Annotated in this window: 22 protein-coding genes; 7 read left to right on the forward strand and 15 right to left on the reverse strand. The window is 64.6% G+C overall.

Annotated elements, in window-relative coordinates; all coding sequences use genetic code 11:
* The first annotated feature begins 106 nt into the window (after positions 1–106).
* The 3 genes from speE to P0D70_RS28435 all read left to right on the forward strand — a co-directional run bounded on the left by speE (position 107) and on the right by P0D70_RS28435 (position 2267).
* On the forward strand, positions 107–979 hold the full coding sequence (speE, locus tag P0D70_RS28425) for a polyamine aminopropyltransferase (protein WP_408186908.1): 873 nt from the start codon (positions 107–109) through the stop codon (positions 977–979).
* Between the two features lie 114 nt (positions 980–1093).
* Positions 1094–1507 carry a VOC family protein gene (locus P0D70_RS28430; protein ID WP_011489849.1) on the forward strand — a complete coding sequence of 138 codons (414 nt, stop codon included), beginning with the start codon at positions 1094–1096 and terminating at the stop codon, positions 1505–1507.
* A 19-nt stretch (positions 1508–1526) separates the two neighbouring features.
* Entirely contained in the window at positions 1527–2267 is a 741-nt protein-coding gene (locus tag P0D70_RS28435) for a 16S rRNA (uracil(1498)-N(3))-methyltransferase (protein ID WP_408186917.1), read from the forward strand.
* Positions 2268–2415: 148 nt separating this feature from the next.
* Here P0D70_RS28435 and P0D70_RS28440 read toward each other — a convergent pair whose 3' ends face one another.
* From P0D70_RS28440 to P0D70_RS28450, 3 genes are all read right to left on the reverse strand, one after another.
* Complete coding sequence (locus P0D70_RS28440; RefSeq protein WP_091801013.1) at positions 2416–2976, reverse strand: barstar family protein; 561 nt, start codon at positions 2974–2976, stop codon at positions 2416–2418.
* Between the two features lie 16 nt (positions 2977–2992).
* The gene (locus P0D70_RS28445; RefSeq protein ID WP_091799089.1) at positions 2993–3409 is read right to left on the reverse strand and encodes a ribonuclease; all 417 of its coding nucleotides are present in this window, start codon (positions 3407–3409) and stop codon (positions 2993–2995) included.
* 442 nt (positions 3410–3851) lie between these two features.
* A complete protein-coding gene (locus P0D70_RS28450; protein WP_091799086.1) occupies positions 3852–6191 on the reverse strand; it encodes an NADP-dependent malic enzyme in 2340 nt (779 codons plus the stop codon).
* Positions 6192–6398: 207 nt separating this feature from the next.
* On the opposite strand from P0D70_RS28450, the gene thiL reads away from it, so the two are divergent.
* From thiL to P0D70_RS28470, 4 genes are all read left to right on the forward strand, one after another.
* Positions 6399–7397 carry a thiamine-phosphate kinase gene (gene thiL, locus P0D70_RS28455; RefSeq protein ID WP_408186909.1) on the forward strand — a complete coding sequence of 333 codons (999 nt, stop codon included), beginning with the start codon at positions 6399–6401 and terminating at the stop codon, positions 7395–7397.
* Positions 7387–7968 (forward strand): phosphatidylglycerophosphatase A family protein, encoded by a 582-nt coding sequence (locus tag P0D70_RS28460; RefSeq protein ID WP_177205066.1) that lies wholly within the window; start codon positions 7387–7389, stop codon positions 7966–7968. The genes thiL and P0D70_RS28460 overlap by 11 nt, the downstream gene beginning before the upstream one ends.
* 67 nt (positions 7969–8035) lie before the next feature.
* Positions 8036–8536 (forward strand): CinA family protein, encoded by a 501-nt coding sequence (locus P0D70_RS28465; protein WP_091799080.1) that lies wholly within the window; start codon positions 8036–8038, stop codon positions 8534–8536.
* 23 nt (positions 8537–8559) lie between these two features.
* Positions 8560–9078 carry a cupin domain-containing protein gene (locus P0D70_RS28470; RefSeq protein WP_408186910.1) on the forward strand — a complete coding sequence of 173 codons (519 nt, stop codon included), beginning with the start codon at positions 8560–8562 and terminating at the stop codon, positions 9076–9078.
* A gap of 44 nt (positions 9079–9122) precedes the next feature.
* Here the strand turns inward: P0D70_RS28470 and pyrF are convergent, their stop codons facing one another.
* The 12 genes from pyrF to P0D70_RS28530 all read right to left on the reverse strand — a co-directional run.
* A complete protein-coding gene (gene pyrF / locus P0D70_RS28475; protein ID WP_408186911.1) occupies positions 9123–9938 on the reverse strand; it encodes an orotidine-5'-phosphate decarboxylase in 816 nt (271 codons plus the stop codon).
* Between the two features lie 242 nt (positions 9939–10180).
* Positions 10181–11242, reverse strand: a complete 1062-nt coding sequence (locus tag P0D70_RS28480) for an aldose 1-epimerase (protein ID WP_091799071.1) — start codon at positions 11240–11242, stop codon at positions 10181–10183.
* 226 nt (positions 11243–11468) lie between these two features.
* Entirely contained in the window at positions 11469–12383 is a 915-nt protein-coding gene (locus tag P0D70_RS28485; protein WP_091799068.1) for an SMP-30/gluconolactonase/LRE family protein, read from the reverse strand.
* The gene (locus tag P0D70_RS28490; protein ID WP_091799064.1) at positions 12380–13180 is read right to left on the reverse strand and encodes an SDR family NAD(P)-dependent oxidoreductase; all 801 of its coding nucleotides are present in this window, start codon (positions 13178–13180) and stop codon (positions 12380–12382) included. The genes P0D70_RS28485 and P0D70_RS28490 overlap by 4 nt, the downstream gene beginning before the upstream one ends.
* A 39-nt stretch (positions 13181–13219) precedes the next feature.
* On the reverse strand, positions 13220–14236 hold the full coding sequence (gene araH / locus P0D70_RS28495) for an L-arabinose ABC transporter permease AraH (RefSeq protein ID WP_408186912.1): 1017 nt from the start codon (positions 14234–14236) through the stop codon (positions 13220–13222).
* Between the two features lie 54 nt (positions 14237–14290).
* Complete coding sequence (araG, locus tag P0D70_RS28500) at positions 14291–15823, reverse strand: L-arabinose ABC transporter ATP-binding protein AraG (RefSeq protein WP_091799058.1); 1533 nt, start codon at positions 15821–15823, stop codon at positions 14291–14293.
* Positions 15824–15962: 139 nt separating this feature from the next.
* Entirely contained in the window at positions 15963–16961 is a 999-nt protein-coding gene (locus tag P0D70_RS28505) for an arabinose ABC transporter substrate-binding protein (protein WP_091799055.1), read from the reverse strand.
* Between the two features lie 132 nt (positions 16962–17093).
* A complete protein-coding gene (locus P0D70_RS28510) occupies positions 17094–17870 on the reverse strand; it encodes an SDR family oxidoreductase (protein ID WP_408186913.1) in 777 nt (258 codons plus the stop codon).
* On the reverse strand, positions 17867–18547 hold the full coding sequence (locus P0D70_RS28515; RefSeq protein WP_095418212.1) for a 2-dehydro-3-deoxy-6-phosphogalactonate aldolase: 681 nt from the start codon (positions 18545–18547) through the stop codon (positions 17867–17869). Before P0D70_RS28515 ends, P0D70_RS28510 begins: the two co-directional genes overlap by 4 nt.
* Before the next feature lie 36 nt (positions 18548–18583).
* A complete protein-coding gene (locus tag P0D70_RS28520) occupies positions 18584–19672 on the reverse strand; it encodes a 2-dehydro-3-deoxygalactonokinase (protein WP_408186914.1) in 1089 nt (362 codons plus the stop codon).
* Positions 19669–20649 carry an IclR family transcriptional regulator gene (locus tag P0D70_RS28525; RefSeq protein ID WP_408186915.1) on the reverse strand — a complete coding sequence of 327 codons (981 nt, stop codon included), beginning with the start codon at positions 20647–20649 and terminating at the stop codon, positions 19669–19671. The genes P0D70_RS28520 and P0D70_RS28525 overlap by 4 nt, the downstream gene beginning before the upstream one ends.
* A 31-nt stretch (positions 20650–20680) precedes the next feature.
* Positions 20681–21005, reverse strand: a 325-nt coding sequence (locus P0D70_RS28530) for a hypothetical protein (RefSeq protein WP_408186916.1), incomplete at its 5' end; no start/stop codon positions are given.

Raw genomic sequence — 21005 nt, forward strand, 5'->3', positions numbered from 1 at the left:
GCCGACGGGTCGTGCGGCTCGGTGCGCGCGCCGAGGCCGCGCCGTGCTTCGCCCTTTACAATTGCACAACCTCAACCCACCGCGCTCCGCACGGAGCCCGCCAGCCGTGAGCGCTCCGCTGCTGTTCCGACCGAGTCCCGACGCCGTCTACGGATTTCCGCATGCGAAGCGGGTGGCGCACGTCGATTCGCCTTTTCAGCGGATCGAAGTCTGGGACACGCCGCAGCTCGGCCGGCTCTTCACGCTCGACGGCCGTCCGATGGCGTCCACCGGCGACGAGTTCATCTATCACGAATGCATGGTGCATCCGGCCGCGCTGGCGCATCCATCGCCGCAAGCGGCGCTCGTGCTGGGCGGCGGCGACGGCGGCGCCGCGCGGCAATTGCTGAGGCATGCGGGCATCGAACGGATCGTGGTGGCGGAGTTGGACGCCGAAGTGGTCCGTCTGACGCGCGAGCATCTGCCGGAAGTGCACGGTGGCGCCTTCGACAACCCTCGCGTCGAACTGGTGATCGGCGACGCGGCGCATTACGTCGAAGCAGCAGCGCCGGCGCAATTCGATCTGGTCGTGTTCGACCTGACGCCGCCCGACTCGCCCGCTGCCGGCCTTTACACGCGGGCCTTCTATCAGCAACTCAAGCGGATCATGAGCCCGACGGCCGCCGTCTCCGTACACCTCGGCTCGCCGTATTTTCACGCCGAGCGCATCGCGCGCCTGCTCGGCGACCTGCGCGCGGCGTTTGGCATCGTCCGCACCATGAGCACCTTTGTTCCGCTTTACGGCTCGCTCTGGATGATGGCCACCGCCAGCGACACACTCGACCCCGCCGCCCTCACCGCCGCGACGCTCGCCGAGCGCCTCGCCGCGCGCCAAATCGACGGCCTGAAGCACTACGACGCAGCGATGCACGCGGGACTCTTCTCGGCATCCCGCGCCGTGCGCGATAAACTAAGTCAATTCTTAAAGCCAGCAAGCTAACGCGTGGGCAAAATGCTCGGTTCCGTCGGACTGCGCTATCGGCATCTCGATGCGCGACCGTCCGCCTGGACTTGCCGCCTATGCCCCGCCAACCCTTTGGATCCGGAGAACTCCATGACCGCCTCCCGCCCCGCCGGTGTGCCTTGGTTGACCCCCTATCTGACGGTGCGCGATGCACGTGCCGCGTCCGCGTTCTTCACAGCGGCGTTCGGCTTCGAAGTGCGCGACAGTGTCCAGGACGACGGTGTCGTCATGCATGTCGAGATGACCTACCAGGGCCAGTTGATCGTGATGTTCGCACCGGAAGGCGCGTTCGGCTCGGCTGCGAAAACACCGAAAAGCGCGGGCGCGATCGCACCGCAATCGTTCTATGTCTATGTCGACGATGTCGACGCGATTTACGCGCGGGCGCTGGCCGCCGGCGCAAAATCGCTGAGCGAGCCACAGGATCAGTTCTGGGGCGACCGCTTCGCCCAGGTCGAAGATCTGGACGGCTACCGCTGGGCGCTCGCTCGCCACCTTTCGTGAACCAATGAGTATTTTTCTGATGCCACGCTTCTTCGTCGGAACGCCCCTCCAACCCGACGACATCATGCAGCTTCCCGATGACGTCGTTCGGCATGTGCTCGTGCTGCGTTTGCAGCCCGGCGATTCGATCGTGCTGTTCAATGGCGAAGGCGGCGAATATAGCGCCGAACTCGTCGAGGTCGAGCGCCGCTCGGCCAAGGTAAGAATCCGCGAATTCCGCAATATCGAAGTCGAGGCGCCGTATCGCCTCACGCTCGCGCAAGGTATCGCCGGCGGCGACAAGATGGACTGGCTGATCGAAAAGGCCGTCGAACTCGGCGCGGCAGCCTTTGTGCCGCTGACCACCACCCGCAGCGTCGTGCGTCTGTCGGGCGAGCGCGCGCAGCGGCGCCATGCGCATTGGCAAGGGATCGTGCGGGCGTCGTGCGAGCAGTGCGGGCGCAATCGCCTGCCGGAAGTCATGCCGGTGCGCGAGATCGCCACCTGGCTGGGCGCCATGCCTCGCACGCCTGACGAAGGCGACTTGCGCATTCTGCTGTCGCCGCGGGCCAGTATCAGCTTTTCCGCGTTGCCCGCCGAGCCGCCAAAAGGCCGCGTGACAGTGCTGGTCGGCCCGGAAGGCGGCTTTTCCGCCGCAGAGGAAGCAGCCGCGACCGACCACGGATTCACCGCCGTCGGCCTCGGCCCGCGCGTGATGCGCACTGAAACTGCCGGCATCGCCGTGCTCTCGGCGCTGGCGGCCGGCTGGGGCGGCTGGTAAGCCGTCTGCGTGCAGGGTTTGCCGTCTGGACCGGCGGCGGCGCAGGTCACGTCGGCATCTACAGCAGCAAAAACAAAGGCCCGCCATTGGCGGGCCTTGTCACTTAGCCCAAGCAGGAAACGCTCGGGCAAAAATACAAACGAAAATCTCAGGCGAACGAGTAAAACACGCGGAATGCCACCTTGCGCTCGGCCCAGAATTCGGAGGCTTCGCGGAACACGTCCAGCAGCGTTTCGCGCCCTTCCTTGTCGAACTTCTGCGCCACCGGCAACTGCTCGAGGACGATCACGAAGCCCGGCTGCGCACCCGCCTTATGAACCAGATCGGTCAAACAGTCGTAAAGCGCGTCGTAATTCTTGCCGAAGTGTTTCGGAAACAGGAACGACGTCGCGATAGTCTCCAGCACTTCCTGTTTGGACTGCGCATTGGCGCAATACGCATACAGAAAATGCTGGCCGAGCTGGTTGGCCTCGTCGGCCAGATCCTGCACGCGGAACGCGCGGATCGACTGTACGATGTTCGGTCGTACGGTCTTGAAAAGACTCATGGGCTCCTCGTTCGATGAAACCACAGTGCCTGCTTCGCTCTGGTTCTCGCGGCCCTGATCGGCGGCTCGCATCTGCATGACGCGCTGGAACAGATTGCCGTCGCCGGCCGCGAAAAGATCCGTCGCGACTCCGGAGTCGTGCGCGTAGACGTTGTCGCTCATGCCGTTCATCCCGATGTCATTCAACAATACGATTAAAACTGGTGTAGTGGTCGTCCGAGTAGTAACAATTGTCGGTTCGCTTCAGCGGACCTCCGCAGACGATGCGACGCGCCCCGCGATTACGTGAGCGAGGCGTGGAAACGGTGTATTCGTGGTAATAGCCGCGCCGATGGGCCGGCAGCAACCGTTCGCGATTGCCGAATACGATGCCGTCCTTCTCATACGGGTAAGGCCCGCCTGCGGCAATCAAGTTCAATGTATTGACCGCTTCGCGTGGCAACTGCGCCAGCGCGATCGTGCCCTGAAACTGCGCGTTCGAGTCGGCGGGCGCCGTGGAGTCGCGTGCATACGCGCCAGGCACGGGGCCAGATAGAGCGCACAGCGTAACAGCACCGATCAGCACGCCTTTCATGCGTTGCCACTTGCGTGCCATGTATCAAGGTTCCCCGCTGTTAGATCACGAGTTTGACGACCATGAAAGACGTAAGGGTATCGCTAATGGCCCCCGGAATCAACGCTCGCCAGCCGACCCCAAACTTGCAATCAGGCGGGAATGGCCCACCGGAGGGACTTTGACGACTTTTGACAGAATAAATAGCTTAGTCAAGCTAAAATTTATTCTAACGGCGCAAATGGAGTGAAGGCGGGCGTGTGAGGGGTGGTCGGCAGGCCGCTGCGTCTGCGTCTGCAAGCATCTGAATGCGCCGTTGCAATGGCTTATAGCCGTTGAGCGCTCTTTGAAGGCGGAATTTTGTCTGACTTGCCGTTTTTAGGGTGAGGTATCCCCTGTTCACCCTGAGGCGTGCCCGTTGCGGGCACGCCTTTTTTTTTCACAGCGCGGACGTTCCCGCGCCATGCTTTGTCTGGATCGCGAATTAACGCGCCGCGATCACATCCGCCACCAGCAGCGCCGTCATGTTGACGATCCGGCGCACCGTCGCCGAAGCCGTCAGCACGTGCACCGGCTTGGCCGCGCCCAGCAGCATCGGACCAATCGCGATGTTGTTGCCCGCGGCGGTCTTCAGCAGGTTGTACGAGATGTTGGCCGCGTCGATGTTCGGCAGCACCAGCAGGTTCGCGTCGCCTTCGAGCGTTGAGTCGGGCATCACTTCGCGGCGCAGATTTGCGTCGAGTGCGATGTCGCCGTGCATTTCGCCGTCCACCTGCAGGTCCGGCGCGCGTTCGCGCAGGATGGCCAGCGTGTCGCGCATCTTCTGCGCGGTCGGCGCGTTGCTGGTGCCGAAGTTCGAATGCGACAGCAGCGCGATCTTCGGCTCGATACCGAAACGGCGCACTTCTTCCGCCGCCATGATCGTGATTTCGGCGAGTTGCTCCGGCGTCGGATCGACGTTCACGTGCGTATCCACGAGGAAGATCTGACGATTCGGCAGGACCAGCGCGTTCATCGCCGCGTAGACCTTCGCGCCTTCCTTCTTGCCGATCACCTGATCGATGAAGTGCAGGTGCCGATGCGTGGTCGACACGGTGCCGCAGATCATGCCGTCGGCTTCGCCCTTTTCCACCAGCATCGCGCCGATCAGCGTGGTGCGGCGGCGCATTTCGAGCTTGGCCATCTGCGCGCTGATACCCTTGCGCGACATCATCTTGTGATATTCCTGCCAGAAGTCGCGGTAACGCTCGTCGTGGTCGGTGTTCACGACCGTGTAGTCCTGACCCGCGACCAGACGCAGACCGTAGCGCGCAATACGCTGCTCGATCACAGCCGGGCGGCCGATCAGAATCGGCTTGGCCAGCTTTTCGTCGACGATGATCTGCATGGCGCGCAGCACGCGCTCTTCTTCGCCTTCCGCGAACACAATGCGCTTCTTCTCCGGCTCGACGCCGCGCGCCAGCTGGAAAATCGGCTTCATGGTCGTGCCGCTGTGATACACGAACTGCTGCAGATGCTGTTCGTAAGCGTCCATGTCCTCGATCGGACGCTCGGCGACGCCCGAATCCATCGCGGCCTTTGCCACGGCCGGCGCGACCTTGACGATCAGGCGCGGATCGAACGGCTTCGGAATCAGATACTCAGGGCCGAACGACAGGTCCTGAATGCCATACGCCGTCGCGACGATATCGCTCTGCTCCTGGCGCGCCAGTTCGGCGATCGCATTGACCGCCGCGATTTCCATTTCCCGCGTCACCGTGGTCGCGCCCGCATCCAGCGCGCCGCGGAACAGGAACGGGAACACCAGCACGTTGTTCACCTGGTTCGGGTAGTCCGTGCGGCCCGTGCACAGCACGGCGTCCGGACGCACTTCCAGTGCGAGTTCCGGCAGGATTTCCGGCGTGGGGTTGGCCAGCGCCAGAATCAGCGGCTTGTCCGCCATCTGCTTGACCATGTCCTGCTTGAGCACGCCGCCGGCCGAGAGGCCGAGGAAAACGTCCGCGCCGCCGATCGCTTCGGCAAGCGTGCGGGCGTCGGTTTCACGCGCAAAGCGCTCCTTGTCCGGGTCCATCAGTTCGACGCGGCCCTTGTAGACCACGCCGGCCAGATCGGTGACGGTGATGTTTTCGAGCGGCAAGCCGATATCGACCAGCAGGTCCAGACAGGCCAGCGCCGCCGCGCCCGCGCCCGAGGACACCAGCTTGACTTCCTTGATGTCCTTGCCGACCACCTTCAAGCCGTTGGTGATGGCCGCCGCGACGACGATCGCCGTGCCGTGCTGGTCGTCGTGGAAAACCGGAATCTTCATGCGCTTGCGGCATTCGCGTTCGACGATGAAGCAGTCCGGCGCCTTGATGTCTTCGAGGTTGATGCCGCCGAAGGTCGGCTCCAGCGCCGCGATCACGTCGACCAGCTTGTGCGGGTCGGACTCGTTCAGCTCGATATCGAACACGTCGATGCCGGCGAATTTCTTGAACAGGACGGCCTTGCCTTCCATAACCGGCTTTGAGGCGAGCGGCCCGATGTTGCCCAGACCGAGCACCGCGGTGCCGTTCGTGACCACGCCGACCAGGTTGCTGCGCGCGGTGAAGCGCGCGGCGTTCAGCGGGTTCTCGACGATTTCCTCACACGCGAATGCCACGCCCGGCGAGTACGCCAGCGCGAGGTCGCGTTGGTTGATCATCTGCTTGGTCGGGGCGATCGCGATCTTCCCGGGGGTGGGGAACTCGTGGTAATCGAGGGCGGCTTCGCGGAGTTTGCTATTGACGGGAGTCGACATAAGGCGGGCTTCGAAGGGCAGATTAGAATAGACGTTCGACGGCATTGTAGCCCCAATTGCCGGCCCAATTCCTTCAATACGGGTACAACTGCCGCGACTGAAACAGAGCGAAAGGCTGGCGTAACCTACTGGCGCCCGAACGTCACCCGTCTCGGAGTTGCCGGCGGATCGAGTCTCGACCCTTTGCCCACTTCGTACAATGCGCGCCGTTAGCCGAACTTCGCGGCACTTATCCATTCATCCATCGCCACCATGCTCTCCGAGTTTTCGCTGATCGATCGCTTCTTCGCCCGCCGCGCTGCGGCGCGGCCCTCCGACGCCGCGGGCGGCACGCTCGGCATCGGCGACGACTGTGCGCTGCTCGCGCCGCCCGCAGGCGAAATGCTGGCGATTTCGACGGACATGCTCGTCGAAGGCCGCCACTTCTTTCCTGACGTCGATCCCGAGGCGCTGGGTCACAAAGCGCTGGCGGTCAATCTGTCGGACCTCGCCGCCATGGGCGCCAAACCGCTGGCGTTCACGCTGGCGTTCGCCCTGCCGAAAGCGGATGAAGCGTGGCTCGCCGCGTTCAGCGAAGGACTGTTCGCGCTGGCCGAACGCTACGGCTGCGAATTGGTCGGCGGCGATACGACGGGGGGCCCGCTGAATCTGTGCATTACCGTGTTCGGCAGCGTGCCGCCGCGCGCGGCGCTGCGCCGCGACGCCGCGCAGCCGGGTGACGATATCTGGATTTCCGGCACGCTCGGCGACGCGCGCGCCGGCCTCGGCGTGCAACGCGGTGAGTGGTCCGCGGATGCCAGCGACGCTGCGACGTTTCGTCGCGCCCTCGAACGCCCGGAGCCACGTGTCGCCCTCGGGCTGGCACTGCGAGGCATCGCCCACGCGGCGCTCGACCTCTCGGACGGCCTCGCCGGCGACCTGCTGCACATCCTCGAACGATCGAATCTTCGAGCCGCCGTCGACGTCGACGCCGTGCCGCGCTCGGACGCGCTGCGCCGCCTCTCGCCCGAGATCCAGCGCCGCTGCACGCTCGCCGGCGGCGACGACTACGAGCTGTGTTTCACCGCGCCGGCCTCGGCGCGCGCCTCGGTCGAAGCGGCAGGTCGCGAGGTGGGTGTGCCGGTCACCCGCATCGGTACAATAAGCGCTCTCCAGGCGGCGACCGAGCGCCCGGCGATCAGCTGGCACGACACCGCTGGCGCGCCGCTCACACTGACGTTGCAAGGCTTCGACCACTTTCATGCAGACTGATCCCCCGCTCGGCGCTGCCGACAAACTCATCGGCGGCGAACCGCCGCGCGCGCCGCGCGCGCCCGATCCGCGTCCGCCGGGCCGTCAGCCGCGCCGTGCCACCGCGCGCTTCATGCTGTCGCATCCGCTGCACATCCTGTCGCTGGGGTTTGGCAGCGGCTTGTCGCCAGTCGCGCCGGGCACGATCGGCACGCTCTTCGCGTGGGCCTCGTTCGCCGTCCTGAGCCGCTACCTGACGGTGGTCGAATGGGGCGCGCTGATCGTCGCCGGCTTCTTCGGCGGGATTGCGATTTGCGGGTTTACCGCGAAGAAGCTCGGCATCGACGATCCGTCGCCCGTGGTGTGGGACGAAATCATCGCATTCTGGCTGGTGCTGCTGATGGTCACGCCGGTCACGCTGACCGGCCAGCTGTGGGCGTTCATCGTGTTCCGCTTCTTCGACATGGTGAAACCGCCGCCCATCGGTTATTTCGATCGACGCCTGAAAGGTGGCTTTGGCATCATGTTCGATGACCTGGTCGCCGCGTTTTTCACGCTGCTCGTGATTGCGCTCTGGCGCATGTCCGTATAACCGTTGCCCGGCGGCCCGCGCGCCGCCGGGCAGCCACCGCCGGTCCCCTGCTCTCCGGATTGACGCCATGCCTACCGATTCCGTCGTTCATCAGCTCGCCATTCGCGTGAGCAACCGTCTGCGCGACGAGCGCCTGATGCTCGTCACCGCCGAGTCCTGCACGGGCGGCATGGTGGCGACCGCGATCACCGACATTTCCGGCAGCAGCGGCTGGTTCGAGCGCGGCTTCGTCACGTATTCGAATCAGGCGAAAAGCGAGATGATCGGCGTGCCCGCCGAGTTGATCGAGAAGCACGGCGCGGTGAGCGAGCAGGTGGCGCGCGCCATGGCCGAAGGCGCGCTGCGCAATAGCCGCGCGCAGGTTTCGCTGTCGATTACCGGCGTCGCCGGTCCGGGTGGCGGCACCGAGACCAAGCCGGTCGGCATGGTGTCGTTCGGCTGGAGCAACCGGCTGCATACGTCGGTGGAAACGAAGATTTTCAAGGGCGACCGCGAAAAGATTCGCGTGCAGGCCGCCGCACATGCCTTGCGCGGGGTACTCGCCTTGCTCGACGAGCGCGAGCATTAACCCTTCTTCAACGCGGAAAGCCCATGCCTGATTCGCACGCAGTCAAGGACGAACTGGTCCGCCGCCTCGATCTCAAGCCGCATCCCGAAGGCGGATTTTTTAGCGAAACATATCGGTCGGCGGAGCGCGTGATGCGCAACAAAAACGGCGGCGGTTCCACGGAAACCCGCTCGGCGTCGACAGCGATCTACTACCTGCTCAGTGACGGCGCACATTCGGCGTGGCATCGGATCAAATCCGACGAGGTCTGGCATTTCTATGCGGGCGAGCCGTTGCACGTTCACGTGCTCGACGAGACCGGCGCGCTGGTGACGCACAGACTCGGCAACGCGCTGACGCATGCCGACGCTGTGTTTCAGGCCGTGGTGCCCGCAGGTTTGTGGTTCGCGGCGGAGTGCGCGGATCCGGCGACCTTCGCGCTGGTGGGCTGCACCGTCGCGCCGGGTTTTGAATTCAGCGAATTCGAGCTGGCGGATGTCGATGCGCTGAAAGCGCGGCATCCGCAGCATGCGGCGTTGATCGAGCGGCTAGGGCCCGTTTGAACCCCACCCGCTCATGAAGCTGTCTTCGAAAAAACAGCCTGCGATTACCGGAACGCGTTGATCCGGTCGCGCGTTTCCATCGCGGCCTTCGCTGCGGCTTCGGCGAAATCGTCACCCTTGCCCGCGTAGATAATCGCCCGCGACGAGTTGATCAGCATGCCCGTGCCATTCGCGGTACGGCCGGCGTTGACCGTGGCTTGCACGTCGCCGCCTTGCGCGCCGATGCCCGGAATCAGCAGCGGCATATCGCCGACAATCCCCCGCACCATTTCGATTTCCTTCGGGAACGTCGCGCCGACCACCAGACCCAGTTGGCCGCTTGCATTCCATTTGTCAGCCGCCAGTTGCGCGACGACCTGATACAGCGGACGGCCGCCCGTTTCCAGGAATTGCAGATCGGAGCCACCCGCGTTCGACGTGCGGCACAGCACGATGACGCCTTTGCCTTCGTGCTCCAGATACGGCTGGATCGAATCGAAACCCATGTACGGATTCACCGTGACCGCGTCGGCCTGATAGCGCTCGAACGCCTCGCGCGCATATTGCTCGGCGGTGCTGCCGATGTCGCCGCGCTTCGCATCCAGAATCACCGGCAGGCCCGGATGGTTCGCGTGAATGTGGGCGATCAACTGCTCGAGCTGGTCTTCCGCACGATGTGCCGCGAAGTAGGCAATCTGCGGTTTGAACGACGACGCATACGGCGCCGTTGCGTCGACGATCGTGCGGCAGAAGTCGAAAATCGCTTCGGGCCGGCCCGCGAGCGCGCCCGGGAATTTAGTGGGCTCGGGATCGAGGCCGACGCACAGCAGCGAGTTGGTGCGCTGCCAGGCGTCGTTGAGTGTCTGGATGAAATTGGACATGGTGGGTCTCGCGGCGAGCAGGAAAACGGAAGAGGCGCGTATTTTACCCGTCCTGCGGGGCGGTCCGCGCTGCGAGCGTGCGCAGCGTTGGTCCGGAGCGAGATGCGGACAGGCGAGGCTAGCGTCCGCAACGCGCCCTAGGTGCGCACGGCATCGGCCCGGCGCTCGCGAAGCGTGCGAGCCGATTGCCCGCAGCGCATCAGGGCATGCACACGTCCGCCCTGTCGCGCCACCCTCGCCCGCTACTGCTTGCGCTTCGAGCCGCGCGCTCCCGGCATCGAGCGCAAACCGGTGCGCTCGACGGTGAAGCGGAACGTGCGCGTGAGACGCTCGCCGCGTCCCAGCAAGGTCATGCCGTTTTCACTCGCGCCGCCGGCCAGATTCATCGCGTTGATCGGATGATCGACGGGTTCGAAGCAGAAGAAGTCTTCGCCCGGCGGCGTGTACAGCACGTAGTAATCGGTATCGGCGGCAATGTTCAGCGACAGGCGGCGCTTGGGCCACACCACCGCCGCCTGGCCGCTCCAGCCGGTGAAAGCGTGATTGACGATCGTTTCCGGCAGCGGATACGCCACGCCGAATTGCCAGGCGGGCGGCGCCGGCACGTGCCGCACGGGCAGCCAGTCGTCGCCGGAGAGCCACAGGCCGCCGGCCGCCGCCGACAACTCGGTGTCCGCGTCACGCACGAAGAAGGGATGTACGCCCAGCCCAAAAGGCAGCGCTTCACGCCCGGCGTTTTCGATTTCGAGCGTCACGACGAGCGTCGGGCCGTCCAGCGTATAGGTTTGCGTCGCACTGTATGCGTAGGGCTTGCCATCGCGGCGATCGAGCGTGAGCCGCACGTTTTCACGGTCCGACTCGGCGACCTGCCAGGCCGATTGCCAACCGTCGCCGTGAATCGGCAGGGGTTCGTCGGCGCGATTGCGCGGCACCTCGACGCGACGGCCCGCCACGTTGAAATGGCCGCCGCCGATCCGGTTCGAATACGGCAGCAGCGGATAGCACGCGAGTTCGTTCGGCTGCGTATCGACCCCGACATGTCGGCAGCGCCGAAAGATCGGCGTGAGCGCGCCGTCGTTGCGCCAGTCGAAACGGGTGACGCCGCCACCGAGCGTCGGCGCGACATCGAGACGCAAATGCGCATTGGCGAGCGTAATGCACGCGACATCGCCGCCGCTGGTTTCGCCGACGGCCACCGCCGACGTGCTGGGACCCGGAAGCACCGGATTGGCCGCCGCGGCGAGTCGCGAGCGTCGGCTCTGAGAGGTCTGTGGGGAGGAGGAAACGAGATTCGCAACAGTCATATCTGGCTCCATCGAGAGGCTTGGGACGTTGCCGTCATTGCTGACGGATGCTGTAGGGCGATTTTCTTGACCGGGTCGCCTCTGGGTCCGAACTGCATGCTGCCGATTTGCTGCCACTGGTATTGCAACATCAACTTGCGACACACTTTCAGATTCAATGCCTCATTGCGCTTCGTTGCTGCGTTGCTTCGTTGCTGCCTCGAGACCGAGGCAGCGTCATTCTGCGCTAAGCAGGCGCGCCTTGGAACACCGGTTCCGGCAAACCACGCCGTCCGGGCGTCGCGATGAACACGCCGCCCGCCCGCGTATCGTCGGCGAGCGCGGCAGCATCGAGGTCGCAACGCGCGCTCGTAATGTACAGCGTGCCGAGTTGCGCCCCGCCCAGCGCGACGCAACTGGGCTGCGCGGTCGGCACGTCGACGCGCTCCGTTTCCACGCCGTCCGGGCCATAACGCACCACCCGCCGGCCGCCCCACTGCGCGTTCCACAGCCCGCCGTCGCGATCGACAGTCGAGCCGTCGGGTTCGCCGGTGGCGTCGGTCAGGCGCGTGAAGAGGCGATCGTTGGCGACGCTGCCATCCGCGCGATAGTCGCAGACGCGGATTTCGCGCGTGGGCGAATCGCAGTAGTACATCGTCGCGCCGTCGGGACTGAACGCGATGCTGTTCGAGATCGCCGGCGCGGGCAGCGGCAAACGCTCCAGCGACAAATCGTGATTGAGACGGTAGAACCCGCCGACGGGCTGCACCGGCGCGCTCTCATCTTTGGTCCCGAAGACGAAGCGGCCCTGACGGTCGCAGCGGCCGTCGTTCACGCGCGTGTTCAAACCGGGTTCGACGTCGACGATGCGCCGTGTCTCGCCGGTAGCGAGATCGAAGAACGCGAGATGCGTGGCGAGACCAAGCAACAGGTGATGCGGATCGGCGCACAGCGCAAACGTGGCAAGCCGCTCGGGCATGCGCCAGAACGTGCTGCGGCCGTCGCTCGGGTCATAGCGCCACAGGCGCGCGCCTTCGATATCCGTCCAGTAGAAGCGGCCGGTTTGCGCGCACCATGTCGCGCCTTCGCCGAGCGTGCACTTCGTGTCGAGCAGCAGCGCCGCGCGCTGTGCAGCCGCGCCTGACGAAGCGTTCGCACTCACGCCCAGCCTCCGTCGACGATGATGTCCTGCGCGGTGATCATCTTGCTGTCGTCGGCGGCGAGGAAGAGCGCCATGCGGGCGAGGTCGGCCGGTTCCAGCTCGGCGTCGATACACTGCCCTTCCTTGATCGAGCGACGGCCCGCGTCGTCGAGCCACAGGCGCTTCTGCTTCTCGGTCATCACCCAGCCCGGCACGAGCGTATTGACGCGGATATTGAAGTGACCGAGGTCGCGCGCGAGACCGCGCGTCAAACCCTGCACCGCCGACTTCGACATGACATACACCGGATAGCCGCCGTTCTTCAACATCCAGCTGATCGAACCGAGGTTGATGATCGAGCCGCCGTTGGCCGCCTTCATGTCTTCCATCACCGCTTGCGCCGCGAAGAACTGGTGACGGATATTCACCGCAATGCCAGCGTCGAACGACTCGCGCGTGACTTCGCCGATCGTGTGGCGTTTGTCATTCGCGGCGTTGTTCACCAGCACCTGAATGGGCCCAAGCGTGGCCTTCACGTCGGCGATCGCTTTTTGCAGCGCGTCGATATCGGTGAGATCGCACGGCAAAAACAGCGGCTTGTGCTTCGAATCGCCGAGTTCGTCGGCGAGCGCTTCACCGGCGCTGGCATCGATATCGAAGAACGCGACGCGTGCGCCTTGCGCCGCGAAATGCTCGACGAACGATGCGCCGATGCCGGTCGCGCCGCCCGTGATCAATACCGTGCGATCCACAAGACTCGGATAGCGTGCGAAGGTGCTGTCCGCGAGACGGGCGTTTGCATTGGCCGGAGACGACATCGTTCGATTCCTTTTAGAGCAAGTGAGTGGGTCGCGCGTTTAATCCCGCGAGCCGCGGTTCTTCAACTGGTCGAGCATCACGGCGGCGAGCAGGATCGCGCCGCGCACGAGGTACTGATAGAACGCGTCGATGTTCATCAGGTTCATCACGTTCTCGACCGTACCCATGATCAGCACGCCGATCACGACGCCGGAAATCGTCGCGCGGCCGCCGAGCAGCGAGACGCCGCCCAGGACGCACGCCGAGATCACGTTCAGCTCGAAACCTTCCGCGGCATTCGGCTGACCCGACGTGATACGCGAGGCCAGAATCACACCGGCCAGCGCGGTCACCGCGCCCTGAATCAGGAAGATGTAGACGCGCGTGCGTTCCACGTTGATACCGGCCAGACGCGACGCTTCCGGATTGCCGCCGATGGCGAGCGTATTACGGCCGTACACGGTCTGGTTGAGCATCACGCCGAACACGATGAAGCACAGCAGCGTGACCCAGATCGGCAGCGACACGCCGAAGAAGCTCAAGCCGCCCAGCGCGATGAACGTGTCCGACGACACGCCAACCGCCTGACCGTGCGAGACGATAAAGCCGAGACCGCGGACGATTTCCATCGTGGCGAGCGTGGTGATCAGCGCGTTGATGCGCAGATACGCGATCACCGCGCCGTTGACGAAGCCGATCACGGCGCCCGCCGCCACCGCGGCGATGATCGCAATGAAGGTGTTGCCGGTGGCGTTGAGCACCATCGCGCACAGCACGCCGGCGAACGCGACCGTCGAACCGACCGAGAGGTCGAAGTCGCGCGAGGCCAGACAGAACATCATCGTGCACGCGACCATGCCGATCTGCGAAATCGACAGCGCGAGGCCGAGCATGTTCTCGATCGAGAAGAAGTGATCGACGGTCAGCGACATCGTGATGAACATCACGACGAAGATCACGATCAGGCTGTACTCGGTGATCTGCTGCCACCATTTCGCCTTGTCGTTGGACTGCGGAATCAGCGCATCAGCGGCGCTCTTGGCGGCCTGTTGCGCGAGGTTTTCTCTGGCTTGCATGTTGAAGACTCCTCCCGTTCCCCACGGGTTGCCGGACTTTCGTCCGAATGATGTTCAGGCCGCCTGTTGGGCAGCGGTTTCGGGCAGCGCGGTCGAGCTTTGCGGCAGCGCGAGGCTCAACACCGATTGTTCCGTTGCATCCTTGCGCGCCAGTTCGCCGGAAATCCGGCCCTGGCGCATCACGACGATCCGGTCGGACACGCCGAGCACTTCCGGCAACTCCGACGAAATCATCACGATCGCGCAGCCGCGTTCGGCAAGCTGATAGATCACGTTGTAAATTTCGTGCTTCGCGCCGACGTCGATACCGCGGGTCGGCTCGTCGAGAATCACCACTTTCAGATCCGGCTCGGCCAGCCAGCGCGACAGAATCGCCTTCTGTTGATTACCGCCCGAGAGGAAGCGAATCTTCTGGCGGCGGCTCGGCGTCTTGATCTTCAAGAGCTTGATGAAACGGTCCGCGGTTTCCGCTTCCTTCTTGCGATCGAGGAATATCCCCGCGCGCAGATAGTGACGGCGGCAACTGATGTTGATGTTCTCCGACACGGTCGCCATCGCGACGATGCCTTCTTCCTTGCGGTCTTCCGGACATAGCACGATGCCGTGCCGGATCGCTTCGCCCGCGCTGCGCACCTTGATCGGCTTGCCGTCGAGCACCAGCTCGCCGCCCTTCTTGTGATCTGCGCCGTACACCAGATGCATCAGCTCGCTGCGACCCGCGCCCACCAGACCAAAAAAGCCGACGATCTCGCCGCGCCGCACTTCGAAGCTGGCCGGTTGCGCAAGCGCGTGGCCTTCGATTGCTTTCGCCGCGAAGCGCACTTCGCCTAGCGGCCGCGCCGAATAGTTATAGATGTCCGAAATTTCCCGCCCCACCATCTCGCTGACGATGGTGTCGCGCGACACGCCTTCGAGCGTCGGGTGCGACGCAATCTTGCGGCCGTCGCGGAAGATCGTGCAGGCGTCGCACAGTTCGTAGATCTCGTCCATGCGGTGCGAGATGTAGATCATCGCGCGATTGTCGGCGCGCAGGTCGCGCACGAGCTTGAACAGCACCTCGGTCTCGCGGTGCGACAGCGAGCTGGTCGGCTCGTCCAGGGCGATCACGCGCGCGTTGCGCAGCAGCGCCTTGCAGATTTCCACCATCTGGCGTTGCGCGATCGAGAGCTTGCGCAGCTTCGCGTTCGGATCGAGCGCCACGCCCATCGCTTCGAGGCGTTCGCGCACGAAGCGTTTGGCTTCGCGCTTGTTGACCCAGCCGAGCGAGTTCGGCAACTGGCCAAGCAGCAGGTTTTCCGCGACCGTCAGATCGGGCACGTATTGCAGTTCCTGGTGAATCACCGCGATCCCCGCCGCGATCGACGACGCCGCGCTCGAGAAGCGCACCTCGTTGCCGTCGATCATCACGCGGCCCGAGTCGGGCTGATATTCACCGCCGAGAATTTTCAGCAGGGTCGATTTCCCTGCGCCGTTTTCGCCCATCAGGCCGTGCACCTGGCCGACGTTGACGTCGAAGGACACACCGTCGAGCGCGCGCACGCCTGGAAAGACTTTGCCGATATTGTCAAAACGTAGCGTCGCTGACACTTCGCCTCCTAATGCTTCGTGTGAACCGTCTGTCTCTACTGCCGATCTTTTATGGCTGCTGCCGGCGCGCGCTCTCTTCCGCGAAAGGGAAACACGCACCGGCAGTTCACTTCATGTCACCGCGTCCCAACCAAACCGCTTAGTTGGCCGCGAGGCCCATCTTCTGGCGCACATCGGCAACGTTGTCACGCGTGGCCAGCATGCCGCTGGTCAGCGTCAGTGCCGGCGGTGCCTTGCCTTGCGTGATCCAGTCGTACATCAGCGTCGAGGTTTCTTCGCCATGGCGCTTCGGGCTGATGATGACCGTGCCGTAGAAGCCCGTCGGCGACGGCTTCTTGAACTCGTTCAGCGCCGATTCCGATCCGCCGATGCCGATACCGATCATGTTGTCCGCCTTGAAGCCGCGGCCTTCCGCTGCGCGCACCGCGCCGAGCACACCTTCGTCGTTCAGCGCGTAGGCCACCCAGTGCTTGAAGTTCGGATTTTTCGTCAACGCGATGTTGGCGGCGTTGAACGCGTTTTCCGTGTCGGTCTTCGCTTGCGGCGCGGCGATGATGTTCGCCTTCGGGAAGCCGGCGGCAATCAGGGCGTCAGTCGCGCCGCTCGTGCGGTCATGCGCGGTCGGCAGCTGTTCGTAGGTCACGTCGATCGCGCCCACGTCCTTCATGTCCCAGCCGCGCTTCTTGATTTCCGCCGCCAGGCCGTCGCCGACCTGCTTGCCGATGTTGTATGCCGAGATGCCCATATGCGGCACCGACGCGATCGGCTTGCCCGCGCCGTCGACCAGACGGTCGTCCACCGTCATCATCTTCAGGCCGTCGGCCTTCGCCTTCGCGACGATGCCCGGTCCGAGCTTGACGTCCGGCGTGCAGATCACGAAGCCTTGCGCCTTCTGCGCCGACAGATTGTCGATTGCGCTCATCACCTTCTCGCCCGACGGCGCGCCGATCTTCACCAGCGTGAAGCCCTTCTCCTTGGCGGCGATTTCGGCGAACTTCCACTCGTCCTGGAACCACGGCTCTTCCGGCTGCTTCACGAGGAAGCCGATCTTCACCGGATCAGCGGCTTGCGCGACCGGTGCGTTGAAGAGCACACCCGTCGCCGCTGCTGCAAGCGTGAGGAAAATTCTACGTTTCATGATGCGTGTCTCCTGACTAATTGGTAACGAGAAGGTATCGGCCGCGTCTTCTTGTACCGGTTGTGACACACGCGGCCAGCGCGTCGTCCGGTGTACTCCTTGCGCCCCTGCGCAATCCGGGTCTTGCAAAAATCAGTCGTGATACAGCGCCGAGCGCCCACCATCCACGGTGATGCAGGTGGCGTTGATGAACGGCGCTTCGTCCGAGGCGAGAAACACCGCCGTCATCGCCACCTCTTCCGGGCGGCCGATGCGCTTCATCGGTTGCAGATCCAGCGTCGCCTGCTGCGCGGCGGCCGGATCGGCCTGTTCGTTCCACCAGTCGTGCGTCAATTGCGTTTCGATGTAACCCGGCGCGATCGCGTTGACCCGCACGTTGCGCGGCGCGTATTCGATGCCGAGCGCGCGGGTCAGGCCAATCACACCGTGCTTGGCCACCGGATACGGAAAGCAGCCCGGAATGATCTTGAACGAGTGCGTCGAAGCGATATTCACGATGCTCCCCGCGCCGCGTTCGACCATGCCCGGCAGCACCGCGCGGCAACCGTTCCACACGCCGTCGAGATCGACGGCGAAGCAACGGCGCCAGTCGTCGTCGGTCATGGTCAACGGATCGCAGAACACGTTGATGCCGGCGTTGTTCACCAGCACGTCGACCGAGCCGAATGCGCGTTCGGCTTCGCTCACCGCGTGCTGAACCGAAGCCGCCTGCGTCACGTCCGTAGGCACCGCGAGCACGCGCGCGCCGGTTTGCGACTTGATATGCTCCGCCGTCTGCTGCGCGGTTTCGATGTCCAGTTCGGCCAGCACGACTGCCGCGCCCTCGCGCGCGAACGCATGCGCGATCGCCGCGCCGATGCCGCGACCGGCTCCGGTGACGAGAGCAACTTTGCCGGCGAGTCGCTTCATTTCTTCGCACCCGCGCGGGCAATGCGCAAACCGTTGATGAACGCCTTCGCGTGCGATGCGGTCACGGCCGCGCTCTGACCCGGCTTGTACAGCGCCGAGCCGAGGCCGAAGCCGTTCGCGCCCGCGCTGAGAAACGGCCCCATGTTGTCGGGCGTGATGCCGCCGACCGGCACCAGCGGCACTTCCGCCGCGATCACCGCGCGCCATGCCTTCACGACCTGGCAGCCGAGTTGTTCGGCGGGGAACATCTTCAGCACGTCGGCGCCGTTCTTCAGCGCGATGAACGCTTCCGTCGGCGTCGCGACGCCCGGCGCGCAGGCCATGCCTTGCGCTTTCGCGGCGCTGACCACTTCCGGATCGCTATGCGGCATGACGATCAGTTCGCCGCCCGCCGACTTCACGTCGTTGACGAAACTCGGATGCAGCACCGTGCCCGCGCCGACGATCGCATCCGCCGGCAACACCTTGCGGATCGCAGCGATGCTGTCGAACGGCTGCGGCGAATTCAGCGGCACTTCGACGATCCGGAAGCCGGCTTCGTAAAGCGCCTGGCCGTGCTCGGCGGCATCGGCGGGCGTCACGCCGCGCATGATCGCGATCAGCGGACAGGCCTCGAACGCCGCGATCAAACCCGCGTGCGGCATGTACGGAGCGGGCAGATTGATGTGAGGTTGCATGTCGGTTCCTTGTTTCGTAAGCGGCGGCGTTGCCGGTTAGCCGGCGCGTGCCGCGTGAGCGGCCGGATTGACCAGCCCTGCCTGTGAGGCGACGCGCCACAGGCCGCGCTCGGTGGCGTGCTTGACCAATTCCGCCTGAGTGCAGCCGAACTGCGCCAGCGCGAGGCGGTAGCGCTCGCACAGCGCTTCGTTGCCGATCAGGCGCAGGCTCTGCCCGGCGAGCGTGCTTTGCTGTTGCGTGAGCACCGCGTCGAGGCCGGCCAGTTCGTGCCCGATCAGCAATCCCGACAGATAGTCGGGCTGTTGTTCGCGCGACAGTTGTCCGGTGAGGCCGAGCGTGCGCGAACTGAATATGGTCGCGAGCACACCCGCCTGACCCTTTTCCCGCGCGATGTTCACGCCGTGCAGGAATGCGCCGGTGTCCGGCAGATCCGGCGTGAGCATCGTGCGGCCGAGGATCGTGTGCTCGCGCAATGCCGCGAACACTTCGCCGGTCATGAAGGTGTGAAAACGTTCGATCCGGCCCGCCTGCACCACCGCCCATTTCGCGTGAGTGCCGGGCAGACCGATCAGTGCGCGCTTGCTGTCGGCGGGATGGGTGGCGTTCGTGGCGTTCGTGGCGTTCGTCACGTTCGCTTCTTCGCCGAGCGCGCCAAAAATCTGCGTTTCTTCGCCGCGCATGACGTTGGGCAGTTCGCCGCGCTGCAGGACGCCCGGCACGATATGCAGCGTCACACCGCAGGCTGCCTCGACGCGGACGATGCCGGCCACCAGCGCATCGGCGCTCGCCGGCGTATCCACATAAGGCGCTTCCAGCCAGCCTTGCGCGCTGCCGACCATCCCTGCCGCGATCACCGGCACGCCGGGCGCGTCTGCGAGCCAGGCGCCGCAGACGTCCTCGAAAGCCGCGTCGAAGCCGCCCTGCTCCGCGCTGCGCGGCAGATTCATGATGCCCGCCGTCGATGCGCGCGTGGCCAGCACATTGCCGGACGCGTCATACAGATACGCGCGCAGCGAGGTCGTGCCCCAATCGAGCGCGATCAGCGCGGCGTGCGCGTGCGTGGTGTCGACTGCGCCTGCTGCGGCGTGGCTGACTGCCGGGGTGGGAGAACCCGCTTGCTTCATCGCTTGATCCTGCGGGTTGCCGGTTGCGGGGCGCGCCAGCCGAGTTCTTCCGAGATCGCGCGCGCTTCGCGCTGCACGACCGGAATCAGTTCGTCCATGCGTTCGAGCGACATATACGGAATCGTGCTCGCCACCGAGAGCGCCGCCACCACCGCGCCCGACGCATCGCGCACCGGGGCCGCGACGCAGCGGATCGACGCCTCGTTTTCTTCGAGGTCGAAGGTGTAGCCGCCGGCGGCGTAGTTGGTCATGCGCTGCATGAAGGTCTGCGCGTCGGGACGGTTATCCGGCTTGAAGCTGACGCCGGCGAGCGCGCGACGCGATGCATCGAAAAGCGACTGCCAGACGTCCGGCGTGAGATCGAGCATCATGGCCTTGCCGATTCCCGTCGACGCCAGCGGCATGCGGTGCCCGACGCGCGAGCGCATTTCGAGGCCACGCGTGCCGGGGATCTTGTCGATGTACAGCACGTCGTCGCCATCGCGCACGCCGAGGTGGATCGTGTCGAGCGTCTGTTCCGCGAGCGATTCGAGATGCTGACGCGCGACCGCGGTGAGCGGCATCTGTTCGAGGGCGATCGTGCCGAGTTCGATCAGCTTCGGGCCGAGCAGGTAGCCGCCTTGCACCTGGCGGAGATAGCGGGCCTGCACGAGGCTGCTCACCAGCCGATGCGTCGTGCTGCGGGTCGTGCCGAGCGCGGCGCCGAAGGTGCGCAGGTCGCGCACGCCGGCTGCGGCTGCTTCCAGGATCGCCAGGCCGCGCAGGAGCGTTTGCGTGCCCGCTTGCTGCGGTGTGATGTCGAGCAGCGTGCTGGGTAAGGCGATTCCGTCGACCGGGACCGGTTGGACAGCGGCGCTGGCGCGGGGCGCTTTCGTGGCCGGCGTCGGGCGCGGCGCGGCGCGGGGCGCTTGATCGGCGGATGACGCCAGATCGGCTTCGGGCGCGGACGCGGCGTGAGTGGGCATCGCTTTGTTCATGGCGATTCGCTTTTCGGTGGTTTTTTTGCGCTTACAGCGCGGGGCCGGAGAGGGGGCCTTGGGTGCTCGCCGTGCGCGCCGTTCTGGCGATGCTTTGGGCGATGCTTTGGGCGTCGTGATGCTGCCTTTTTGCCTTGGGCATGGTTGGCTTTGTCTCCGGTTTTTTTGCTGTCGCTTTGGCGCTGCGTGGGCTTTTTTTTGCCGTTGCTTTGTTGCGCTTTGCGTGTTGGTTCGGATTGTAGGGCGGTTTTTGGGAAACCTCCAATATGTGAGTGGTTGATCCATATAATGGGAAGGTTGGCGCGTTGGGTTTTTTGTGGCCGCTTTGGGTTTTTTGGCCTTTCCTTGCTTTGTTA

Source organism: Paraburkholderia sp. RL17-381-BIF-C, from assembly GCF_046026435.1.
In the GTDB taxonomy this organism is placed as follows: domain Bacteria; phylum Pseudomonadota; class Gammaproteobacteria; order Burkholderiales; family Burkholderiaceae; genus Paraburkholderia.